The 19992-nt window shown below is 68.4% G+C and carries 20 protein-coding genes; 5 read left to right on the top strand and 15 right to left on the bottom strand.

Features of this window, described 5'->3' with window-relative positions; genetic code table 11:
* Window positions 1-16: 16 nt before the first annotated feature.
* A complete protein-coding gene (locus tag DPV79_RS32330) occupies window positions 17-1204 on the bottom strand; it encodes a M20 aminoacylase family protein (RefSeq protein WP_059490144.1) in 1188 nt (395 codons plus the stop codon).
* Between DPV79_RS32330 and DPV79_RS32325 the strand changes: the two genes are divergently transcribed.
* Complete coding sequence (locus DPV79_RS32325; protein WP_226164529.1) at window positions 1184-2239, top strand: LysR family transcriptional regulator; 1056 nt, start codon at window positions 1184-1186, stop codon at window positions 2237-2239. The two genes, DPV79_RS32330 and DPV79_RS32325, sit on opposite strands and share 21 nt — an antisense overlap.
* 42 nt (window positions 2240-2281) lie before the next feature.
* On the opposite strand, the gene DPV79_RS32320 is transcribed toward DPV79_RS32325, so the two are convergent.
* On the bottom strand, window positions 2282-2809 hold the full coding sequence (locus DPV79_RS32320) for a GNAT family N-acetyltransferase (protein WP_113047364.1): 528 nt from the start codon (window positions 2807-2809) through the stop codon (window positions 2282-2284).
* An 88-nt stretch (window positions 2810-2897) separates the two neighbouring features.
* Between DPV79_RS32320 and DPV79_RS32315 the strand changes: the two genes are divergently transcribed.
* The 3 genes from DPV79_RS32315 (at window position 2898) to DPV79_RS32305 (ending at window position 4941) form a co-directional block, all read left to right on the top strand.
* On the top strand, window positions 2898-3509 hold the full coding sequence (locus DPV79_RS32315) for a LysE family translocator (RefSeq protein ID WP_113047363.1): 612 nt from the start codon (window positions 2898-2900) through the stop codon (window positions 3507-3509).
* A gap of 38 nt (window positions 3510-3547) precedes the next feature.
* Entirely contained in the window at window positions 3548-3886 is a 339-nt protein-coding gene (locus DPV79_RS32310; RefSeq protein WP_021163637.1) for a hypothetical protein, read from the top strand.
* An 89-nt stretch (window positions 3887-3975) separates the two neighbouring features.
* Entirely contained in the window at window positions 3976-4941 is a 966-nt protein-coding gene (locus DPV79_RS32305) for an alpha/beta hydrolase family protein (RefSeq protein WP_113047362.1), read from the top strand.
* Here DPV79_RS32305 and DPV79_RS32300 read toward each other — a convergent pair.
* A complete protein-coding gene (locus tag DPV79_RS32300) occupies window positions 4938-5858 on the bottom strand; it encodes a phosphatidylinositol-specific phospholipase C (RefSeq protein WP_021163638.1) in 921 nt (306 codons plus the stop codon). The two genes, DPV79_RS32305 and DPV79_RS32300, sit on opposite strands and share 4 nt — an antisense overlap.
* 6 nt (window positions 5859-5864) lie before the next feature.
* On the opposite strand from DPV79_RS32300, the gene DPV79_RS32295 reads away from it, so the two are divergent.
* Entirely contained in the window at window positions 5865-6902 is a 1038-nt protein-coding gene (locus DPV79_RS32295; RefSeq protein ID WP_059856165.1) for a LacI family DNA-binding transcriptional regulator, read from the top strand.
* 97 nt (window positions 6903-6999) lie between these two features.
* Here DPV79_RS32295 and DPV79_RS32290 read toward each other — a convergent pair whose 3' ends face one another.
* The 12 genes from DPV79_RS32290 to DPV79_RS32235 all read right to left on the bottom strand — a co-directional run bounded on the left by DPV79_RS32290 (window position 7000) and on the right by DPV79_RS32235 (window position 19764).
* The gene (locus DPV79_RS32290) at window positions 7000-7860 is read right to left on the bottom strand and encodes a carbohydrate ABC transporter permease (RefSeq protein ID WP_113047361.1); all 861 of its coding nucleotides are present in this window, start codon (window positions 7858-7860) and stop codon (window positions 7000-7002) included.
* Window positions 7857-8726, bottom strand: a complete 870-nt coding sequence (locus DPV79_RS32285; RefSeq protein WP_113047360.1) for a carbohydrate ABC transporter permease — start codon at window positions 8724-8726, stop codon at window positions 7857-7859. The genes DPV79_RS32290 and DPV79_RS32285 overlap by 4 nt, the downstream gene beginning before the upstream one ends.
* Window positions 8727-8760: 34 nt before the next feature.
* A complete protein-coding gene (locus tag DPV79_RS32280) occupies window positions 8761-9999 on the bottom strand; it encodes an ABC transporter substrate-binding protein (RefSeq protein WP_048022011.1) in 1239 nt (412 codons plus the stop codon).
* A 200-nt stretch (window positions 10000-10199) separates the two neighbouring features.
* Window positions 10200-11408 (bottom strand): porin, encoded by a 1209-nt coding sequence (locus tag DPV79_RS32275; RefSeq protein ID WP_113047359.1) that lies wholly within the window; start codon window positions 11406-11408, stop codon window positions 10200-10202.
* 167 nt (window positions 11409-11575) lie between these two features.
* Window positions 11576-12514: a helix-turn-helix domain-containing protein gene (locus DPV79_RS32270; protein ID WP_113047381.1), complete on the bottom strand. Its 939-nt coding sequence runs from the start codon at window positions 12512-12514 to the stop codon at window positions 11576-11578.
* A gap of 63 nt (window positions 12515-12577) precedes the next feature.
* A complete protein-coding gene (locus tag DPV79_RS32265; protein WP_113047358.1) occupies window positions 12578-13165 on the bottom strand; it encodes a DUF3156 family protein in 588 nt (195 codons plus the stop codon).
* Window positions 13162-14664, bottom strand: a complete 1503-nt coding sequence (locus tag DPV79_RS32260) for an APC family permease (RefSeq protein WP_021163647.1) — start codon at window positions 14662-14664, stop codon at window positions 13162-13164. The genes DPV79_RS32265 and DPV79_RS32260 overlap by 4 nt, the downstream gene beginning before the upstream one ends.
* 236 nt (window positions 14665-14900) lie before the next feature.
* Window positions 14901-16241 (bottom strand): aspartate aminotransferase family protein, encoded by a 1341-nt coding sequence (locus DPV79_RS32255; protein WP_021163648.1) that lies wholly within the window; start codon window positions 16239-16241, stop codon window positions 14901-14903.
* Between the two features lie 70 nt (window positions 16242-16311).
* Window positions 16312-17814 carry an aldehyde dehydrogenase family protein gene (locus tag DPV79_RS32250; RefSeq protein WP_021163649.1) on the bottom strand — a complete coding sequence of 501 codons (1503 nt, stop codon included), beginning with the start codon at window positions 17812-17814 and terminating at the stop codon, window positions 16312-16314.
* Between the two features lie 191 nt (window positions 17815-18005).
* On the bottom strand, window positions 18006-18203 hold the full coding sequence (locus DPV79_RS32245; RefSeq protein WP_111943017.1) for a hypothetical protein: 198 nt from the start codon (window positions 18201-18203) through the stop codon (window positions 18006-18008).
* A gap of 98 nt (window positions 18204-18301) precedes the next feature.
* Window positions 18302-18973: a hypothetical protein gene (locus tag DPV79_RS32240; RefSeq protein WP_113047357.1), complete on the bottom strand. Its 672-nt coding sequence runs from the start codon at window positions 18971-18973 to the stop codon at window positions 18302-18304.
* A gap of 50 nt (window positions 18974-19023) precedes the next feature.
* Window positions 19024-19764 (bottom strand): helix-turn-helix transcriptional regulator, encoded by a 741-nt coding sequence (locus DPV79_RS32235; protein ID WP_113047356.1) that lies wholly within the window; start codon window positions 19762-19764, stop codon window positions 19024-19026.
* Between the last annotated feature and the right edge of the window lie 228 nt (window positions 19765-19992).

The raw sequence follows: 19992 nt of genomic DNA, 5'->3' as shown, positions 1-19992 counted from the left end.
CTCCCTTGCGCCTTCGTCAGTCCATCTTCAGGAAGCGTTCGGCAATCCCGGCGAAATAGGCTGCCCCCCAGCTCAGCGCGGAGTCGTTGAAGTCGTAATGCGGGTTGTGCACCGAACATCCGCCCCGGGAATCGACGCCATTACCGACCAGCACGTAGCAACTCGGTGCGCATTCGGTCATCCACGAGAAATCCTCGCTGCCCATCACGCCATCGGGCAACAGCGTGAGCGCGCCTTCGCCGGCCAGCGCCGCGATCGTCTCCACCGCGAGATCCGACGCCGCACGGTCGTTGTCCACGACACGCGAGATCGACTGGTATTCGATCTGCGCGGTCATCCCGAACGCCTGCGCCTGCGCGTCGACGATCCGGCGGATCCGCGCCTCGATTTCGTCGCGCGTGGTCGCGTCGAGCGCGCGCACGGACAACTGCAGCGTCGCCGTTTCCGGGATCACGTTCGGGGCAGTGCCCGCATGGAACGTGCCGACGGTCACGACGGCCGGCTTCAGCGGATCGACGTTGCGGGAGACGATCGATTGCAGCGCGGTCACGATTTGCGCGCCCGCGACGATCGGGTCGCTCGCGAGCTGCGGCATCGCACCATGCCCGCCTTTGCCCGTCACGGTGATCGTCACCGAATCGGACGACGCCATCATCGGCCCGTAGCGCAACGCGAAATGGCCGACCGGCACGCCCGGCGCGTTGTGCAGCGCATACACGCGTTCGCACGGGAAACGTTCGAACAGGCCGTCGTCGATCATCCGCTTTGCGCCACCGAGCCCTTCCTCGGCCGGCTGGAAGATCACGTTGAGCGTGCCGTCGAAACGGCCCTGTTCGGCAAGATAGTGGGCGGCGGCCAGCAAGATCGCCGTGTGGCCGTCGTGACCGCATGCGTGCATCGTGCGCGCAACCGTGCTCGCATACGGCAGCCCCGTCGCCTCCTCGATCGGCAGCGCATCCATGTCGGCGCGCAGGCCGAGCGTGCGCACCGACGCGCCGCGCCGCAACTGGCCGACGACGCCGGTGCCTCCCACCCCCGTCGTCACGTCGTAGCCCCATGTGGCCAGTTGTTCGGCGACGAGCTGCGCGGTGCGGGTCTCGGCGAAACCGAGTTCGGGATGGGCGTGGATGTCGCGGCGGATCGCAACGAATCGGGACTCCGACTCGCGAATCGCCGCGAGTACGTGAGCAAGGTTCTGCGTCATGGATGGCTCCGTGGAATCGGCCGCCTCGCGACCGTCCGGCCAAGCATAGAGACGCGTTTCGGGTCAAAAAACTCACGAATTTTGATGCAGATAACTTTTGGTAATATCTTCCGCATCATGAAAATTCATCAATTGCGCGCACTCGTCGCGGTCACGACGGCCGGCAGCATCAAGGCCGCGGCCCGGACCCTGCACGTCACGCAGCCGGCCATCAGCAAGGCGATCCAGGAACTGGAAAACGAGTTCGGCGTGACGCTCCTCGAGCGCAAACCGTGGGGCGTGGTGCCGACGCCGGAAGGCGACGCATTGCTCGGGCGCGCCCAGGCCGTCGTGCGCGAGCTCGAACGGGCGAGCGAGGACATGGCGCACATGAAGGGGCTGCGCGACGGGCGGCTCGTGATCGGCTTCACGCCGATCGTCGCGGTGACGGGCTTTGCGGAAGCCTACGCCGCCTTCCGCCGCCACTGGCCGAACGTCGAATGCGAACTTCGGGAACTGACGTTCAACCTGCTCACGGAACAGTTGCGCAATCGCACGCTCGATCTCGCCTTCGTCGCCGTCACGGGCCCCATTGCCGAGTCGGTCGACATCAGGGCGATCCGCACGTTCGACACCGCGTTCGTCACCCGCGAGAACGGGCGCTTCGCCGGCGCGACATCGCTCGAGGCGCTGCGCGACGCGGAATGGATCCACGCCGACGCCAGCGACAACTTCCCCACCTATATCCGCGACCTGCATGAACACGCGGGCCTGCCCCCGCCGCGCTGCATCACGCGCTGCACGTCGTATGCGCTGTTCTACAGCCTGCTCATGACCAACGATGCGATTTTCTCGTGGACCCGGCTGTCGCTCGCGGAAACCGTGTTCGGCCAGAAGCTGACGCCGCTGCCATTGCCGATGTCGCCGCCACCGCTTCAGTTGTACCGGCTCACGCCGCCCGGCCTGCAACTGACGCGGCCCGCATCCGATTTTCTGGCGCACGTGGAGGCCGCGTTCGCGTCGCTGCCGGCGGCCGGAAGCCCGGCATTGCGCTGACACCCGGTCGCGCTGCCTGCACCGCAACTCGCCGGGAGTGCGTCAGCCCGGGACGCGCATCCGCATGAACACGCGCTGCGTCTCGTCGAGTCCGAGCGCGACGTGGTGCGCGCGGATCGCACGCAGCGTGTCGTCGAGCGTGGCGTCGTCGACGATGCTGAAACCCAGGCGCGCGTAGTACGGCGCATTCCACGGCGCATTGCGAAACGTCGACAGTACGACCTCCGCGATGCCTTCCCGCGCGGCGCGTGCGTTCACCTGCTCGATCAGGCGCGCGCCGATCCGCTGCCCCGCATGCGACGGCGCGACATCCAGTTCCTCCAGATACAACCGCCGTGCATCGAGCAGCCGGTAGAACGCGAACCCGACGCACGCGCCCTGCGCATCGACCGCGACGACCGCGCGGCCGTCGTCGATGCGCGCGAGCACGTCGGCCGCATCGGTCGGCTCGCCATCGGCGATGTCGGTCATGCCGATTTCGCGAAACCGCTGCGCGGCGGCGACTTCGACGGCGGCCATCGCGGCCGCGTCTTCCCGCGTGGCGGGGCGAATCAGGATCGATGCGGTCATTGCGGCAATTCAGGCAGACAGTCTGGAACGGCCGTCACTATAATCGAAACCTCATACGTTTCGAACGCCCCCACCCACGAGGTTCGTCATGACGTTGTCCGCGCTCGCCGTCTTCGCTGTCACCCTGCTCGTCACCGCCGGCACGCCCGGGCCGAGCGTCGCCGCGCTGGTCGCGCGCGTGCTGACCAACGGCGTGCGCGACGTGCTGCCGTTCCTCGCCGCCATGTGGCTCGGCGAAGCGTTGTGGCTCACGCTCGCGGTCGCGGGGCTGTCCGCGTTCGCGCGCACGTTCGTGGCCGGCCTGATCGTGCTGAAGCTGCTCGGCGTCGCGTACCTGCTGTTCCTCGCGTGGAAGATGTGGACCGCGCCGACCGAGGCCGGCGCCGACGACCTGCCGCGCGGCCAGTCGCCGTCGCGCATGTTCGTCGCAGGCATGCTCGTCACGCTCGGCAACCCGAAGATCATGGTGTTCTATCTCGCGCTGCTGCCGACCATCGTCGATCTCACGCACGTCGGTGTGACCGCGTGGGCCGAACTCGTCGCCACGATGCTCGCGGTGCTGATCCTCGCCGACTGCTTCTGGTCGCTGCTCGCGGCGCGCGCGCGGGCTTTTCTCACTTCGGCGCGCGCGAAACGGATCGCCAACCGCACGAGCGCGACCGCAATGGCCGGCGCGGCAGTTGCAATCGCGACGCGGTAGCCCGCCGGTCCCGCGCCACACCGCCCCTGCCGCCCGCCATGTCGCAACTCGGGAAGATTCCTGCCGCTCTCGCCGCGCAATCGATTTCCAGTCGCGAGATCGTGCTTCCGCTCGACGCCGCGCTCGAATGCATCGATTATTGCGTGCGTCATCGCATTCCGATCTACGGATGGGAAGGCTGGGTCCTGACTGCCGACGGGCGGGTCGGACACGGCAGCGCACCGCAGGGCACCGTGTGTCTTGCGGACTGGCCGCTGGCGGATGCTGCCGCGTTCTGCCGCAGCACGATGACGTCCGACGCGCAGGCGTGGCACGACGAATACCACGCAACGACCGACCGGCTGCATTTTTGCATCACGATCGGCGACGCACGCTGATCGTCGTATCCGTGCAATCGCATGCCGGCGCGCGACCGGCAACTCGCAACGGCCGTCCGATCGTTGCTCCTGCTCCGGAGGGTTTCACCGTGAAGACCTGGTTATCGACCGTACTGGCTGCTCTCCTCTGCCTGTCGGCCACGCTCACGCACGCGGCCGGCATCAAGCTCGTCCGGATTCCGGCCGACGCCGGCGGCCCCGAACTGAAGGCAGTCGTGTGGACGCCCTGCGCGGACGCCGCCCAGACGCTCACGATCGGGCCTTTCGAACTGAAAGGACAACGCGACTGCCCGACCGTCGGCGACAAGCTTCCGCTCGTCGTGATCTCGCACGGGCATGGCGGCACGTACTTCGGCCATCACGACCTCGCCGAAACGCTCGCCGACGCGGGCTTCGTCGTCGCGGCGATCAACCATCCCGGCGACACGCATGCCGACATGAGCCATGCGGCCGACCTGCGGGAGCTGGCCGAGCGGCCAGCGGACATCAAGCGCCTCGTCGACTACATGCTGGCCAACGCGGCCGACGCCGCGCATGTCGATCCCGCGCGGATCGGCTTCTTCGGCTTCTCGCGCGGCGGCTATACGGGCCTCGTGCTGGCCGGCGCGAATCCGGATTTCGTGCACGCACGGGTGGCCTGCCCGGACCCGACCTGGCTGATCTGCAAGCAGATCCGCGACCATGACCTGCCGCGCCAGCCGCTGACGCACGATCCGAGGATCAAGGCCTACGTGCTCGCGGACCCGCTCGACGAATTTCCGACCGCCGAAACGCTGAAGGACGTGCACGCGCCGATCCAGCTCTGGGCGTCCGAAGCGGGCGGCGACGGCGTGGAGCCGGAAACGATCCCCGCGCTGGCCGGCCTGCTGCCGCGACGGCCTGAATTCCACGTCGTGCCGAATTCCGCGCACTTCGCGTTTCTCGCGCCGTGCCCCGAACAACTGGCACACGACTCGCCCGAAGTCTGTACCGATGCGAAGGGATTCGACCGCGCGGCGTTCCACGCGATGCTCGATGCAAAGGCGCTCGCATTCTTCACTGCCCATCTTCGCTAACAGCGAAACGCCTTGCGCCACGCACCCGGCACCGGCGCATGATCGTTGCACGCGATCAGCGCGCGCACCAGCGCCCAATCGTCGTCATCGCAGAAATCGAGCAGCATCGCGCCGCACGGGCCGCGCTGCTCGCGCAGCCGTGCGGCCAGCCGCGCATGAATGCCCTGCACCCGGCCGTCGCCGTGGGCAACGACCGACGGATTCGCGCCCATGCCGGTCCCGCTGCAGAAGTTGATCGCCCAGCGGCCACTGTCCGGCGACGGCAGGTCCGTCAGCAGCGCGTCGATCGCACGCCACTTCCAGCCGATCGACGCCGCCACCGGCACGCGATATTCGTCCTGGATCACGAACGCGCCGTCGGGATGATCGATCGTGAACGTCGCGTTATCGGGCCATGCGGTCAGGTCGATGCCGAGCGGCCGGCTGCTGCGAAAGCGCCGCAGCAGCACGATCGCGCCGCGCACGTCGCCGAGCGCGGGCAGCGTGCCGCCGGCATGCCAGCGCAGCCGCGGATGCCGCGCGCGATGCGCATCGAACGTCGCATCGAAACTGCGTGTGCACGCGTGCGCCGGCCATTCGTCCTTCACCGACATCACGATGCATTCGCGCGGATGTTCGTCGAGAAACCGCAAACAATCGGCCAGCACGTCGTCGAACGTCATGCCGAGCGCGATGCCGCCGTGATGGATGTCGAACGCGTCGCGCACGTGCCGGCAGCGGATGTCGAGCAGCCGCACGCCATGCGCGAGCTGCGCATCGAGCGGCGCACGCTGGGTGCGCACGAGCGCATCGTCGACGGTATACGCACAGGTGTCATGGCTGCCCGGTAGGGTCAGCGTATGCAGCGGCCGCGCGTCATCGAGCGCCGACATCCAGTCGGCAGGCGGCGTGCGCGTATCGTGGCTCGAAGGGATCATGAATCGATGAATGACAAGGAAAGAAAACCGTGGGTGACGGCGTCGGATGTCGCGGCGCGCGCCGGCGTATCGCGCTCCGCGGTGTCGCGTGCATTCTCGCCGACGGCGAGCATCGCACCGCAAACCCGTGAGCGCGTGATGGTCGCCGCGCGCGCGCTCGGCTACCAGGTCAACCTGATCGCGCGCGACATGATCACGCAGCGCAGCAGCATGATCGGCGTCGTGACGGCCGGGTTCGAGAATCCGTTTCGCGCGCGGCTGCTGTCGGACCTGATGGCCGCGCTCGGGCAGCGCGCGCTCACGCCGCTCGTGACCAATGCGGAAGACCCGCGCCAGGTCCGGCAATCGCTCGAGCAACTGCTCAGCTACCGGATCGCGGGCCTCGTGATGACGTCCGCGTCGCCGCCGCTGTCGGTCGCGCAGCAATATCTCGAACACCGGATCCCGGTCGTGATGATCAACCGCGACGCGAATCTGCCGGGCGCGGATGTCGTCGTGAGCGACAACGCGGCCGGCGCCGCGCATGCCGCGCGAATGCTCGCGCAGGCAGGCGCGCGCCGGGTCGCGTTCGTCGGGCCGCGCAACGCGAGCTACAGTGCGAGCGCGCGTGCCGCTGCGTTCGTCGAAGCGCTTCGTCGTCACGGCGATACCGATGGCGCCGCAAGCGTACGGATTCAGGACACGCCGTCCGACACATACGCATGCGGTGTCGAAGCGGCACGGCATCTGCTGTCCGGCGACACCGTTCCGGACGGCGTGTTCTGCTCGTCCGACCTGCTCGCGTTGGGCATGATCGACACCGCGCGCCAGCAGTTCGGGCTGCGCGTGCCGGAAGACTTGCGCGTCATCGGCTTCGACGACATTCCTGCCGCCGCATTCGACGGCTATGCGCTGACGACGCTCCGTCAGGATACGCAAGGCCTCGCGAACGCGGCCGTCGACATGCTCGCCGAGCGGATGCAGGCGTTCGCCGGCGCATCGCGCACGCGAGTCGTGCCGGTGACCTGCGTCGTTCGTCACAGCTGCGTCGGCCGCCCGGCGTAGCGACGTGCGATGCGCGCGCGTGCGCCAACGTGATGCATGACAGGCGCGAGCGCGCAGCCGAGCCTGCCGCGCGGCGCACCGCCGCCCTGCATCGGCGTCACTTCAACCCGCCCGCGAACCCGCGCAACAGGTAACGCTGCACATAACCAGCCACGGCCAGCGTGGGCAGCGACGCCATCAGCCCCGCGCTCATCAGGTCACCCCAGTCGATGCCGTTCTCCGTCACGTAGCCGGCGATCGCGAGCGGCAGCGTGAAGCGGCTCGGCGTCGACACGAACAGCAGCGCGATCAGGAACTCGTTCCAAGCGGCGATGAACACGAAGATCGCGGTCGCGATCAGGCCCGGCGCGCACAGCGGCAGCACGATCTGCACGAGCCGTCGAGCCAGCCCCGCGCCGTCGATGCAGGCCGCTTCCTCGTATTCGATCGGCACGTCGCGCACGAACGCGAGCAGCATCCAGATCGCCATCGGCAGCGCGTAAATCTGATACGCGAGCATCAGGCCCGGCGTCGAATCGAGCAGGTGCAGCCGTTTCGCGAGCGCGAACAGCGGCACCGCGATCGTGATCGGCGGCATCAGCTTCAACGCGAGCACGAGCACCAGGAACAGCAGGTCGAGCCGCGCCGGAAAACGCAGCCGCACGAGCGCATACGCGGCCGGAAACGCGAGCGCCAGCGCGAGCAGCGTCGTGCCGAAGCCGACCAGCAGCGAATTGAAGAGCGGCGCGCCGATGCCGTTGGACCATACCGATGCGAAATGCGCGAAGGTCGGCGCGGCCGGCCAGATCCGCAGCGGATGATCGAGACGTTCGAGCGTCGGCATGAAGGCCGCGCCGGCCATCCACAGGCACGGCAGCAGCAACAGCGCGAGCGCGGCGATGCGCAGCGCCCACGGCAGCGCGCGACCGAATGCGGCGCCCGTGCGCGCGCGCGAGATGCCTGCGGATTGCGCCGTCATGCGCGCCGCTTGCGAACCGTCTGCCATACGTACCCCGAGACCAGCAACGCGGACGCCGCGAGCATCAGCACCGACGCGGCGCTCGCCGGCCCGACGTTGAAGAAGCGGAAGCCCGTGTCGTAGATATAGGTCGACAGCGTCTGCGTCGCGTTGCCGGGGCCGCCGCCCGTCAGCGCATAGACCTTGTCGAACAGCTTGAACGTGTCGATCGAGCGCAGCAGCAGCGCGAGGCCGATCTGCGGCGCCGCGAGCGGCAGCGTGATGTCGCGCAGGCACTGCCACTCGCTCGCGCCGTCGGTGCGCGCGGCTTCGTACAGTTCCTGCGGGATCGACTGCAACCCGGCCAGCACGATCAGGAAGGCCATCGGCGTCCACTGCCATACGTCGACGAGCGCGAGCGACCACAACGCGAGATGCGGATCGGACAGCCAGCGCACGCCTTCGACGCCGAACGCCGCGAGGAACGCGTTCAGGAAGCCGTCGAAGTTGAGCCAGTTGCGCCAGATCGCCGAGCACACGAGCGTGGACAGCATCATCGGCAGGATCGCGAGCGGCAGCGCGATGCGCCGCCCCGGAAACGCGCGCACGAACAGCAGCGCGAGGCCGAAACCGAGCGCGACTTCCGCGAGCGACGCGACGATCGTGAAGCGCAGCGTGTTGCCGAAACCGGCCGTGAACGCGTCGTCGCCGAGCACCGCGCGATAGTTCGCGAGCCCCGCGAACGCGCGGCGGCCGGCCGAGTAGTCGACGTGGCAGAACGAATCGATCAGCACCTGCGCGACCGGATACAGCGCGAGCGCGGCGAGCACCAGCAGCGCGGGCCCGAGCAGGGCGACGAACGGCAGGCTGCGGCCGAAGGACTTCATGCGCGACCTCCGGCTGCCGAGTTGACGCGCGCCGTCACTTGCCGGCCGCGGCCGTCGCCTGCGCGATCTTCTGCTGCGCCTGGCGCAGCGCGGCGTCGGGCGCGGCCTGCCCCGTCAGCGCGAGCTGCAGCTGGTCGCCGAGAATGCTCTCGACCTGCTGCCAGTCCTTCACGCGCGGCCGCGCACGGCCGGCCTCGAGCGCCTTCAGCTGATCCGGATACCAGCGATACTGGCGCACCAGCGCCGGATCGTTGAACACGCTGCGGCGGGTCGGCGGAATGCCGATGCCGGCGAGGCGCGTCTGCGTGTCGCGGTTGGTCAGGTACGCGAGGAAGTCCTGCGCGAGCTTCGCGTGCGGCGCGTCCTTCGGAATGCCCATCTGCCAGATGCCGAGCATCGGCGCCGGGCCGGCAGTCTGCCCGGGCGGCGGCTGCAGCGCGATCTGCCCGACCACGCGCGACTGCTTCGGATCGTCGAGCGCCGGCACCCACGCCGGCCACACCTCGATCGACTGCGCGGCCGTGCCGCGCTGCAGCGCGTCGCGCACTTCCGCCGCGCCGTAGACGTCGACGTCCTTCGGCGCGGACGCCTTCAGCGCGAGAAAGGTCTTCAGCGCGGCCTGCGCCTCGCGCGAATCGATCGTCACGTTGCCGGCACGGTCGAACACGTCGCCGCCGTAGGCCCACAGGATCGGCAGGAAGCCCGTCACGACCGGGTTGCCCTTCGTGCCGCGGAACACGACACCCGAAACGCTCTTGTCCGCGCCGCCGACGGTCTGCGCGATCTTCAGCACGTCGTCCCAGTTGCGCGGCGGCTGCAGCTTGTATTTCGCGAGCAGGTCCTTGCGGTACGCGAACATCTCGACGTTGCCGACGATCGGCAGCGCATACAGCGCGCCGGCCGCATTGCGGCCGAGCGCGACCGCGGACGGCACGAGGTCGGCGTCGGCCAGCGATGCCGGCAGCGGTTTCAGCCAGCCGTTGCCGATGAATTCGGGCGCCCACGTGTCGTCCATCATCACGAGGTCGTACGCGCCCGTGCCTTCGCGCATCGACAGCTTGAGCTTCTGGTACAGGTTCGCGTTCGGCAGCTTGAGCAGCTCGATCTCGGTGCCCGGGTGCAGCTTGTTGAAGCCGGCGACGGCGTCGGCCAGCCCCTTTCCGTAGATGTCGTCGCGGCCCGCGATGACGAGATCCGCCGCGAAGGCGTGCGAGGCGGCAAGGGACAGCGCAACGGCGGCGGACAGCGCGCGCAGGCGGCTCAGCAAGGTCATGAGGTCTCTCTCGTTCGGCGTGGTGGCGGGACGGCCAGGCGTTGCACACGTGTGCAACGTGGGCGACGCTTCTGGCCGCCTGAAGCGAACGCCATTGTTCACGCCGATCGTTAAGAATTTATGGCACGCGGCGGGAACGGCCGTCGCCGTGCCCGGCTGCCCCGCCCCGCCCCGCCAGCCGCTCCGAGCCTCCGCCCCGGTCAGAAATTCACGCGGATCCCGGCCATCACCGCCAGTTGCCGGCTCGAGTTGCTGTTCGCGAGCACCGGAATCTGCGCGTAGTTCACCGCGTTGCCGCTCGCGTCGGTGCCGAGCCCCGTCCCGCTCGCGATCTGGCCGATCGCGACCGCATACAGCGCCGTGCGCTTCGACAGGCTGTAGTTCGTGCCGACGTTCACCTGGTGGAACCGCGTCGTGCCGCGCCCGTCGGTGTGCGCGGCGTTGAAGATGTAGGCAACGCCGCCCTGCAGCGCGGGCGTGAACAGGTACGTGGCGTTCAGTTCGTCGATGTCGAACGTGAACGCCTGCGTGCGCGGCTGCGCGGTGGTCGAGAAGTAGCGGCTGTCGCCGAGGCGCGTATGCGTGTAGGTGAGCGCGATCGTCGCCGCGCCGAACGTGACCGACCCGCCCGCACCGAACGCGCGCATCGAGCCGGCATCCTGCAGCAGGCAGTACATCGCGCCCGGGTTGCTGCACGCGAAATCGCCGATATAACCGCTCGCGCCGCCGAGCGCCGCGTCGAGCGGCTGGTGCAGGTCGAGGTAGCCGACCGAGAACGCCACCGGCGCGCGCGTGTACGTCGCGGCCACCGCATAGCCGCGCTTCGCGGAGAAATCGCCGGCCTGCCCGCCGAAGCTGAACGTGCCGCCGAACGTGAAGCCGTTGAAATCGGCGCTGGTGAACTTCACCGCGTTGTTGAAGTTGAATGCGGCGTTCAGGTTGTCGACGTCGCCGAGGTGCGAGCCGTACGGTGTCGCCCAGTTGTTGCTCGACACATACGCGCCGAGCATGTCCGTGTACGAGTCGTATTGGCGGCCGAGGCCGAGCGTGCCGATCCCGTCCTGGCGCAACCCGACCCACGCCTGCCGGCTGAACGCGGTGCCGCCCTGCAGCGCCTGCCCGTTCGCGGACAGGAACTGCTGCTCGAGCGTGAACACCGCGTCGAGCCCGCCGCCGAGCGGCTCGGCCCCCTGGAATCCGAAGCGCGACGGCACGAGGTTGCCGCCGCCCATCTGCCACGCATGGCCGCCGCCCGTGCTGCCGTCGGCGCGCGTGAACTGCTGGTTCGTCGAGTAGATGATGCCGGTGTCCACGGTGCCGTACAGCGTCACGCTGCCGGAGGTCTGCGCGTGTGCGTGCATGCACCCGAGCGTGGCCGCGGCCGCGGCCAGTCGTCTTCCGATTCTCATGTCCCGCCCCTCTGTTGTCATCGATACGCAGTGCAGATCGATGGAGTTGTCGATATGGGTGACAGGACTCTATCCAGCGAAAATTCAGGACCTCTATCGCAAATCGGCAAACCGTGGCGCGCATGGTGCGCGACGTTGCCCGGCGGCGCCGTCGCGGTGCGCGTGCGTCATTCGGGACGCGCCGTCTGGGAAGGCAGCTCGCCGAACAGGTCGCGATACTCGCGCGCGAAATATCCGAGGTGAGTGAACCCCCAGCTCGCGGCGGCCTCGCCGACGCCGAGCTGCTGCACGGATGTCGTGCGCAGCATGCGCCGCACCGCGTTCAGCCGGATCGTGCGCAGATAGCCGACCGGCGTGACGTCCGCCACGCGTTGGAAGCTCGTCTGCAGCGTGCGGCGGCTGCACCGCAGCGCGCGGCACAGTTCGAGCACGGTGACGGGTTCCTCGGGGCGGTCGCGCAGATGCTTCTCGCAACGGCTCACGATGTCGCTGTAGGTGGCGTGCGTGATGTCGCGGCGCTCGACGCCGATGCCCTGCTCGAGCGCGTCGAGGAACATGCCGAGCATCGCGTCGCGGAACATCTTGCGGGTGGCCGCGTATTCGAGGTGGCCCGGGTTGCGCTGCGCATCGTCGATCAACGACGACAGCCGCACGCCGAGCGCGACGCCCTGCTCGTCGGACAGCCGGGTCACGTGGCGCAGCTTGCGCGCGCCGGATGCGCCGAATTCGGCTTCGCACAGCTCGTCGACCATGTCGGACGCCGCGCTGATCCCGACGAGCCCCATCCCTTCCGGCGTGTGGAATTCGAAATCCTCGCCAGCGCGCAGCGCGAGCAGCGCATAGCCGTCGACGGGCTGGCCCTGGAACGTGCCCGCGAGCGGCACCGACAGCGGCACCGCGAGCGACGTGCGCCCGGCCGGCGCGAGCCCGGTTTGCGCGACGCGCCGGTTGGTCGTCTCGCGGAAGAAGTGGAAATCGTCGTACAGCACCTGCGTGACGGTGCCCTTGAAGCGGCCCGGCGTCATCTGGCGGTAGACCTGATGCCAGCCCGCGATCGCGAGCCCGTGATCGTGCACGTCTTCGTGTGAGCGTGACTGGAACAGCATCGGCATCTCCGGTAAAACCCCTAAACGCGGCCGCCGGGTTCCCCCGGCGCGCAACGCCACAGCTTACCCGTGCAAAATCCTGCGTAGTGCGGTTTCGAACGCAAGACAGGCCGCCGACAGCGCGGCGGCCTGCTCGCCCGTCAGGCGGACGTAGCGGCGGAACGACGGCATCCGGTTCACGACCTCGCTGCCGCCGAACGGCACGATCGCGAGCGTCCAGCGGCCGTCGCGCGCGTCGATCGCGCAGTCGGTCAGGTGCAGCGGCCGCAGCGCGTCGGCCAGCGACGACTCGGCGACCAGCGCGGCCACCGTGTCGACGAATCCGGGGTCGCATCCCGGCTCGGCCACTGCGTCGATGCCCGTGCGGCGCAGCCAGCCGGTCTGCGTCACCCGCGCTCGGCCCTGCACGGCCGGGCCGCGCGCGGTTGCCGCCACCTTCACACTGACCGTATGCATCAGGAACTGGCGATCGACACGCTCGTCGATGCCCACGCGCACGCCGTTCGGCAATCGGGCCGTCAGACTGCCGCCCCCGTCGACGTCGCGCGCGGCGCCCAGATCGGCGAGCACGCGCGCGGCGATCGCGCCGGGCCGATGGCCGGGCGGCGGCGCATCGGGCGCCGCGCGCCAGCGGGCGAGCGCAGCCTTCACGACGCGACGTGCTCGTTGCGCAGCACTTCTTCCACCGGCACCGGCTTGAACGGATGCCGGCGCTGCACGACGAGCGTCCAGAACAGCGCGTACAGCGCGGTGAGCCCGAGCATCGCGCCGAACGGCACGTAGATGTCGCGCGCGTTCATGCCCGGCGGCGTGATGTACCAGATCGCGAGCACGATGCCGACGCTCGACACGATCTGCGGCAGCGGGAACAGCGGCGAACGGTACGGGCGCGGCAGGTCCGGGCGGCGAATCCGCAGCATCACGACCGACGCGGTGACGAGCAGGTACGCGGTGCCCCACGCGCAGGTCGCCGCGAGCACGAGGTGCAGGATGCTGTCGAGATTGCCGTTGATCAGCCACGCGTGGAAGATCGGCACGATCGCCGCCGCGACGATGCCGACCACCGGCGTCTTGAAGCGCGGATGCAGGTACGCGAAGCAGCGCGGCAGCGCGCCGTCGATCGCCATCCCGTACAGGATGCGCGGCAGCCCGGCCATCAGCGTGTTGATCGTCGCGGCGCCCGCGCACAGGAACGCGATGCCGAACCAGATGCGGCCGAAGGGCCCAAGCACCTGCAGCGCGAACGCGGGAATCGCGCCCGGCGTGTCGAGCAGGTGCGTGAGGCCGTCGGGGCTCACGGGCACGTTCGCGACCTGGCGGCGGATCGCCGCGCCGTACAGGAACATGCAGATCGCGACGCCGACGAGGCCGAGCGCCATCGCGCGCGGAATCGTCTTGCCCGGCGCCTTCATTTCCGGCGCGAGCGGCGTGACGAACTCGCAGCCGACGAACATGAACATCGCCATCCCGACGAGCGACAGCACGGCCGGCACCGACGTGCCGACTTCCGAGCCGCCGAACCAGCCGTCGAGATGCACGGCCGGCGCGGCCGCGAGCCCGAGGATGCCGAAGATCATCAGCGACAGCCACATGCCGGCCGTCAGCACGATCTCGAGCTTGCTGAACACCTTGATGCCGATGATGTTGGTGATCGCGAACGTGACCACGAGGCCGACGCCGACGAGCCACGAGCTGTTGTGCTTCTCGAACGCCGCATTCAGCGATTCGAAATTGACGAGCGCCATGATGCCGCTCAGGATCGTTTCCGCCGTGCCGGCGAACACGTGCACGAGGAAATACGCGGAGATCGTGCCGGTGATCGCCCAGAAGCGGCCGAGCCCGCACGACAGGTAATCGTAAACAGAACCGGCCGTCGGCAGCATCGCGGCGGCTTCCGAGAACGTGGTCGCCTGCGCCTGCATCATCACGAACGCGATGATCATCGCGACCGCGAACGCCCAGCCGCCCATCCCGAAGCCCGAGGTCGCGGTGAGAATCACCGGGCTTGCCATGATGAGGCCGACGGCGCTCGCCAGCGCGGTCGGAAAGCCCACCGCACCCGCCTTCAGCGCAGTGCCGCCGCCTGCCTCGGCCGGCGTGCCGGCGGGCGCGCCGCCCGCGGCGCCGGTAATTCCTGACCATCCCGACATCTTCGTCTCCTTCCTGAACGGGCCCGAACCTGCGCTCCGGCAGCTATCGGGGCCCCATGCTTTGCGGTCGGCCCGGGGCGGCGCTTCAGCGCTTCGATTCCCGGGCCCCCTGTCGATCACACCTTGATCCGATGTCGAAAAAATACGCAGGCAAAATAATCCGGTCATAGCGCAAATCGGCAAACCGGCGGCGGCCGCACTGCCCGCCGCCGGTTTGCCGTCACGCAATCACGCCGTCACGCGAACGGCACGGCCTCGAAGCCCGCCGCGAGCGCGTCGACGATCCGGTCGAGCTGCTCGCGCTGGATCACGAGCGGCGGCGACAGGATGATCTTCGTGCCGACCGGACGCACCAGCACGCCGTTCTCGCGCGCGACTTCCGCGACCGCGTTCGCGTAGCCGGACAGCGGGTCGATCGGCTCGCGCGTGTCCTTGTTCGCGACGAGGTCGAGCGCGAGCATCAGCCCCTTGCCGCGCACCTCGCCGACCGCCGCGAAGCGTTCCGCGAACGGCTGCAGCGCTTCGAGCAGATACGCGCCCTGCTTCGCCGCATTCGCCGGCAGGTCTTCCTTCACGACGATGTCGAGGCTCGCGATCGCGGCCGCGCACGCGACCGGGTGGCCCGCATACGTGTAGCCGTGCATGATCGCGCCGCCGAAATCGGCGTTCGCGGCGAACGCATCCTCGATCCGCGCGTTCACGACCGTCGCGCCGAGCGGCACGTAGCCCGACGAGATCCCCTTCGCGAGACACATGATGTCCGGGCGCACGCCCCAGCCGCGGCTACCGAACATGCTGCCGCTGCGGCCGAAGCCCGTCACGACTTCATCGGCGATCAGCAGGACGCCGTAACGGTCGCACACCTCGCGCACGAGCGGCCAGTAGTTGGCCGGCGGCACGATCACGCCGCCCGCGCCCTGGATCGGCTCCGCGATGAATGCGGCCACCGTGTCCGGGCTCTGGAACTGGATCTCGCGCTCCAGCATTTCCGCGCAGATCCGGCCAAGTTCTTCGGGGTCCTGCGTGAACGGGTTGCGGTACAGCCACGGCGTCTCGACGTGGAAGCAGCCCGGCAGGTTCGGCTCGTAGTTGCGGCGGAACACCGTGTTGCCGTTCACCGACGCGCCGCCGAAGTGCGTGCCGTGATAACCCTGCTTCAGCGAGATGAACTTCGTGCGGTCGGCCTGGCCGCGCACCTTCCAGTACTGGCGCGCGATCTTCAGCGCGGTCTCGATCGAATCGGAGCCGCCCGAGCTGTACAGCACGCGGCGCATCCCTTCCGGTTCGAGCAGGTCGATCACCTTCTTCGACAGCTCTTCCGCGCGCGGATGCGAGATCCCGTCGAACAGCTGGAAGTATTCGAGCTCGTCGAGCTGGCGCACGATCGCGTCCTTCACTTCCTGGCGGTTGTGGCCGACGTTCACGTTCCACAGGCCCGCGACGCCGTCGACGAGCTTGCGTCCCTCTTCGTCGAATACGTAGCAGCCGTCGCCGCGCACGATGCGGATCGGCTTGCGCTGTTTCATCTCGTTCGGGTGCAGCATCGGGTGCCAGAATTTTGCTTCGTTGTAGCTCATTGCAGTCTCCACTGTCGGATCGTTTGAACCTGGTTCGTCCGGGTTCAGGTTTCGAGGTTGATGCCGCGCGTCAGTGCGCGATGCAGACGGATTTGGTTTCGGTGAAGCCTTCGATCGCGTACTGGCCGAACTCCCGGCCGATGCCCGATTGCTTGTAGCCGCCGAACGGCATCGACGGATCGAGCGGGATATGGCAGTTCACCCACACGGTGCCGGCCTCGATCTGCGGCACGAGGTTCATCACGCGCTTCAGGTCGTTGCTCCAGATGCTCGCGGCGAGGCCGTACGGCGACGCGTTCGCGAGACGCACCGCGTCGGCCGCGTCGTCGAACGGCACGACGACGATCACCGGGCCGAACACTTCGTCGCGCACGATCGCGCTGTCGGGATGCGGATCGGCGATCACGGCCGGCTTCACGTAGTAGCCGGGCAGGTCGTCGGCCGGCGTGCCGCCCGCGAGGAACGTCAGGCCCGCGCGGCGCGCGCCCTCGATGTGCTGGACGACCTTGTCGCGATGGTGCGCGGAGACCAGCGGGTTGATCTGCGCGGTCGTGTCGAGGCCCGCGCCGAGCTTCATCGACTGCGCGACGCCTGCGAGGCCGTCAGCAAGCTGCGCGAACTTGCTGCGGTGCACATAGATGCGCGACGCGGCCGCGCACACCTGCCCCTGGTTGAAGAACGCGCCGGCGGCGACGCCGTCGAGCGCCTGCGCGACGTCGATGTCGTCGAGCATCACGATCGGGTTCTTGCCGCCGAGCTCGAGCGAGAAGCGCGTCATGTTCTGCACGGCCGCCGCGCCGACCAGCTTGCCGGTCGCGGTCGAGCCCGTGAACGATATCTTCGCGATCGACGGGTGGCTCGCGAGCGCGGCGCCGCACACGCGGCCGCCGGTGACGACGTTGAACACGCCGGGCGGCACGCCGGCCTCGCGTGCGAGCTCGGCCAGGCGCAGCGCGGTGAGCGGCGTTTCCGGCGACGGCTTCAGCACGATCGTGCAGCCGGCCGCGAGCGCGGGGATCAGCTTCCACACCGCGATCATCAGCGGGAAATTCCACGGCACGATCGCGGCGACCACGCCGACCGGCTCCTTGCGCGTATAGGCCGTATAACGCGCGCCGGGCGGAAACGGGATCGACACGTCGAGCGTCTGGCCGGTGATCTTGGTCGCCCAGCCGGCCATGTAGCGCACGTATTCGACGCTCGCGCCGACCTCGATCGCGCGCGACACGTGAATCGACTTGCCCTGGTTCAGCGTTTCGAGCTGCGCGAGCGTTTCGGCGTCGGCCTCGATCAGGTCGGCGAGTTTCAGCAGGATGCGTTCGCGGTCGGCCGGGCGCAGGCCGCTCCACACGCGGGTGTCGAACGCGTGCTTCGCGCTGGCGACCGCGCGGTCGACGTCGCGTTCGTCGGCGTCCGCGACCGTCGCGAGCCGCTCGCCCGTCGCGGGGTCGTACACGTCGAGTCGCGCGGCCGCGTGGGCGGGCTGCATTTCGCCGTCGATGAAGAGGCCGAAATCGCGCGCAACGAAAGTGCGCACGGTGTCGCTGACGGCGACGAAGTTCGTGGTGCTCATGGGCGTCTCGAGGATTGTCGTGGCTGGACCGCGTGCGTGTGAGGCACGCGGGCGTCGGATCACTGTATCGACGAGGGTTCACGCCCGGTGAGCGCAAATTGGCAGCGCGTGGGGAGAAGGCGGCGGGGTCGAACCGCGCGGGAGGTCAGGCGGGGCGAGGCGAAAAGCCGGTATGGGAACGGACCGGACGGCTAGTTTCTGAAACCGTGCGCCATCGACGTCAGGAAATCGTATGCCTGGTAATCCAGCCAGTAAATGCCGAGTGCAAGCGGGATCAGGAAATACAGCGAGTCGTAAGTCCCGCTTCGCACGGTTCTGATGATGAAAATCGGTAGCGCAATGCTCAAGGCGATGACCACCAGCGAAGCGGCAATGATTGCGACGTCCATGTTCCCGGCCCTTTGATTGTTATCGAAACGACGAGCGTGCATGGTACTGCACGACCTCGACGGCCGACGTGCGGAACGGACTCCGGAACAACGTGGGATCAGCCGCTGACTTCCATGCAACCCGCTGCACCAACCAGTTCGTTTTCCTTCGCGCTGCCCGATGTGAACAGACAAAAGCTCGCGCCCAGGTCGCTTTCGAATTCCATCAGGAAATCCGGCCGGCCGTCGCGGTCGACATCGCCGGCCCAGATCAGGGACGCATTGAACGGCGGACTGCTGCCGCCGAAGTCATGCAGAACCGACCGCTTGCCGCCACCTTCGACGATCACCGCACCGGATACCGTGTGGCGCAGTTCGTACCGACGGCCGTGAAAACCGACGCGCAGCGGGTCGGCGCCGGGCTCGATCGCCGTTCCATCCTTCGGGAACGCCAGGTTCGCCGCATCGACCTTGCCCGGCCTGAGCGACTTGCACCGAAACAGCGCCACGGCTTTCTTCAGGTCGGACTTGATATCGACGATGTCCCCTTCCGGCTGCTCCGGTTCGAACCGGACGCGTGCCGGCGCGAGCCTCCAGCGGTCCCCGTCGGGTACCAGCCCCAGCCACCCGGCGCCTGAATGGTCGCCGGCCTCGCCGACATCGTCCGGTGCGATCCGGGTCGGTTGCAGCACGAGGCACGGGTCGGGCTCGCCCTCTTGCGCGAAGGCTGAGGCGGAAGCACCCAGCGAGACGAGCAGCACGGCCAGCAGCGCTTTGGTGTGGGAATTCATGAATCGGCGATCGCGAAGGTTCGAAGTCCGGGCCGCAATTATCCGATGAATTACAGGAACAGCGCCCCCACCAGTTCGGTGCGATTCGACACGCCGAGCTTGCGGTACATGCGCATCAGGTGCGTCTTGACGGTCGGCTGGCCGAGCGCGAGATCGCGCGCGATCTCCTTGTTCGAGCGGCCGTCGCGCACGAGGCGCGCGATCTGCTCCTCGCGGTAGGTCAGCCGCTCCTCGCAGCCGATCCGGTGGATCCCGCTCCGCGCACGCAGCAGCGGGCTCAGCGCGGCTTCGGCTACCGGCTGCAGCCGCGCGAGCGCATCGATCTCGCCGGGTGCGAACCGCCCGGCCGTGGCGGCATCGGCCACGCCGCCGCGCGTTTCGCCCGCCCCGAAGCGCAGCAGCGAGAACGCGCCGACCGTCCGGCCCGCGTCGCGCAGCCAGATCTCGACGACGTCGGCCACGTCGTGGCGCCGCAGGAAACGGGTCCAGTATGCGGACGCGTCGCGTCTTTCGTCAGGCAATTGCGACGCGAGCGTGACCACCGCGCGTTCGCCCGCCGCGCAACGCGACGGATGCAGCGGATCGAGCATCCGGTAGCGCGCGACATAGGTGCGATGCATCGATTCCGGCATCCCGAACAGCTCGAAATCGGCCGGCTCGCCGCTCTGGTCGAGCCGGTAGAACACGATCGCGGACGGGCCCGCGAACGCGTCGAACGCATCCACGCACGCGCGCAGCGCGCGTGGCCAGTCGTCGGAGGCCGGGTCGGCGGGAACGGTCGGGAGCGGCATGGTGGAATCGGCTGGCGGCGCGAACGTATCGGAAATCGAAGTTCGGGCCAGCCTATCGGCGCCGAAAAGCGCCGGTGAGCACAAATCGGCAAATCGTCGCGGTTTGGTGGCGGGCGCTGGTGTGGCTGGTGTGGCTGGTGTGGCTGGTGTGGCTGGTGTAGCCGGTGTGGCCGGTGTGGCCGGTGTGGCCGGTGTGGCCGGTGTGGCTGATGCGACCGGTGCAGCCGA

Origin of the sequence: Burkholderia reimsis, assembly GCF_003294055.1 — a bacterium.
Taxonomy (GTDB): Bacteria; Pseudomonadota; Gammaproteobacteria; order Burkholderiales; family Burkholderiaceae; genus Burkholderia; species Burkholderia cepacia.
This window is presented reverse-complemented; position numbering and strand designations above follow the sequence as displayed.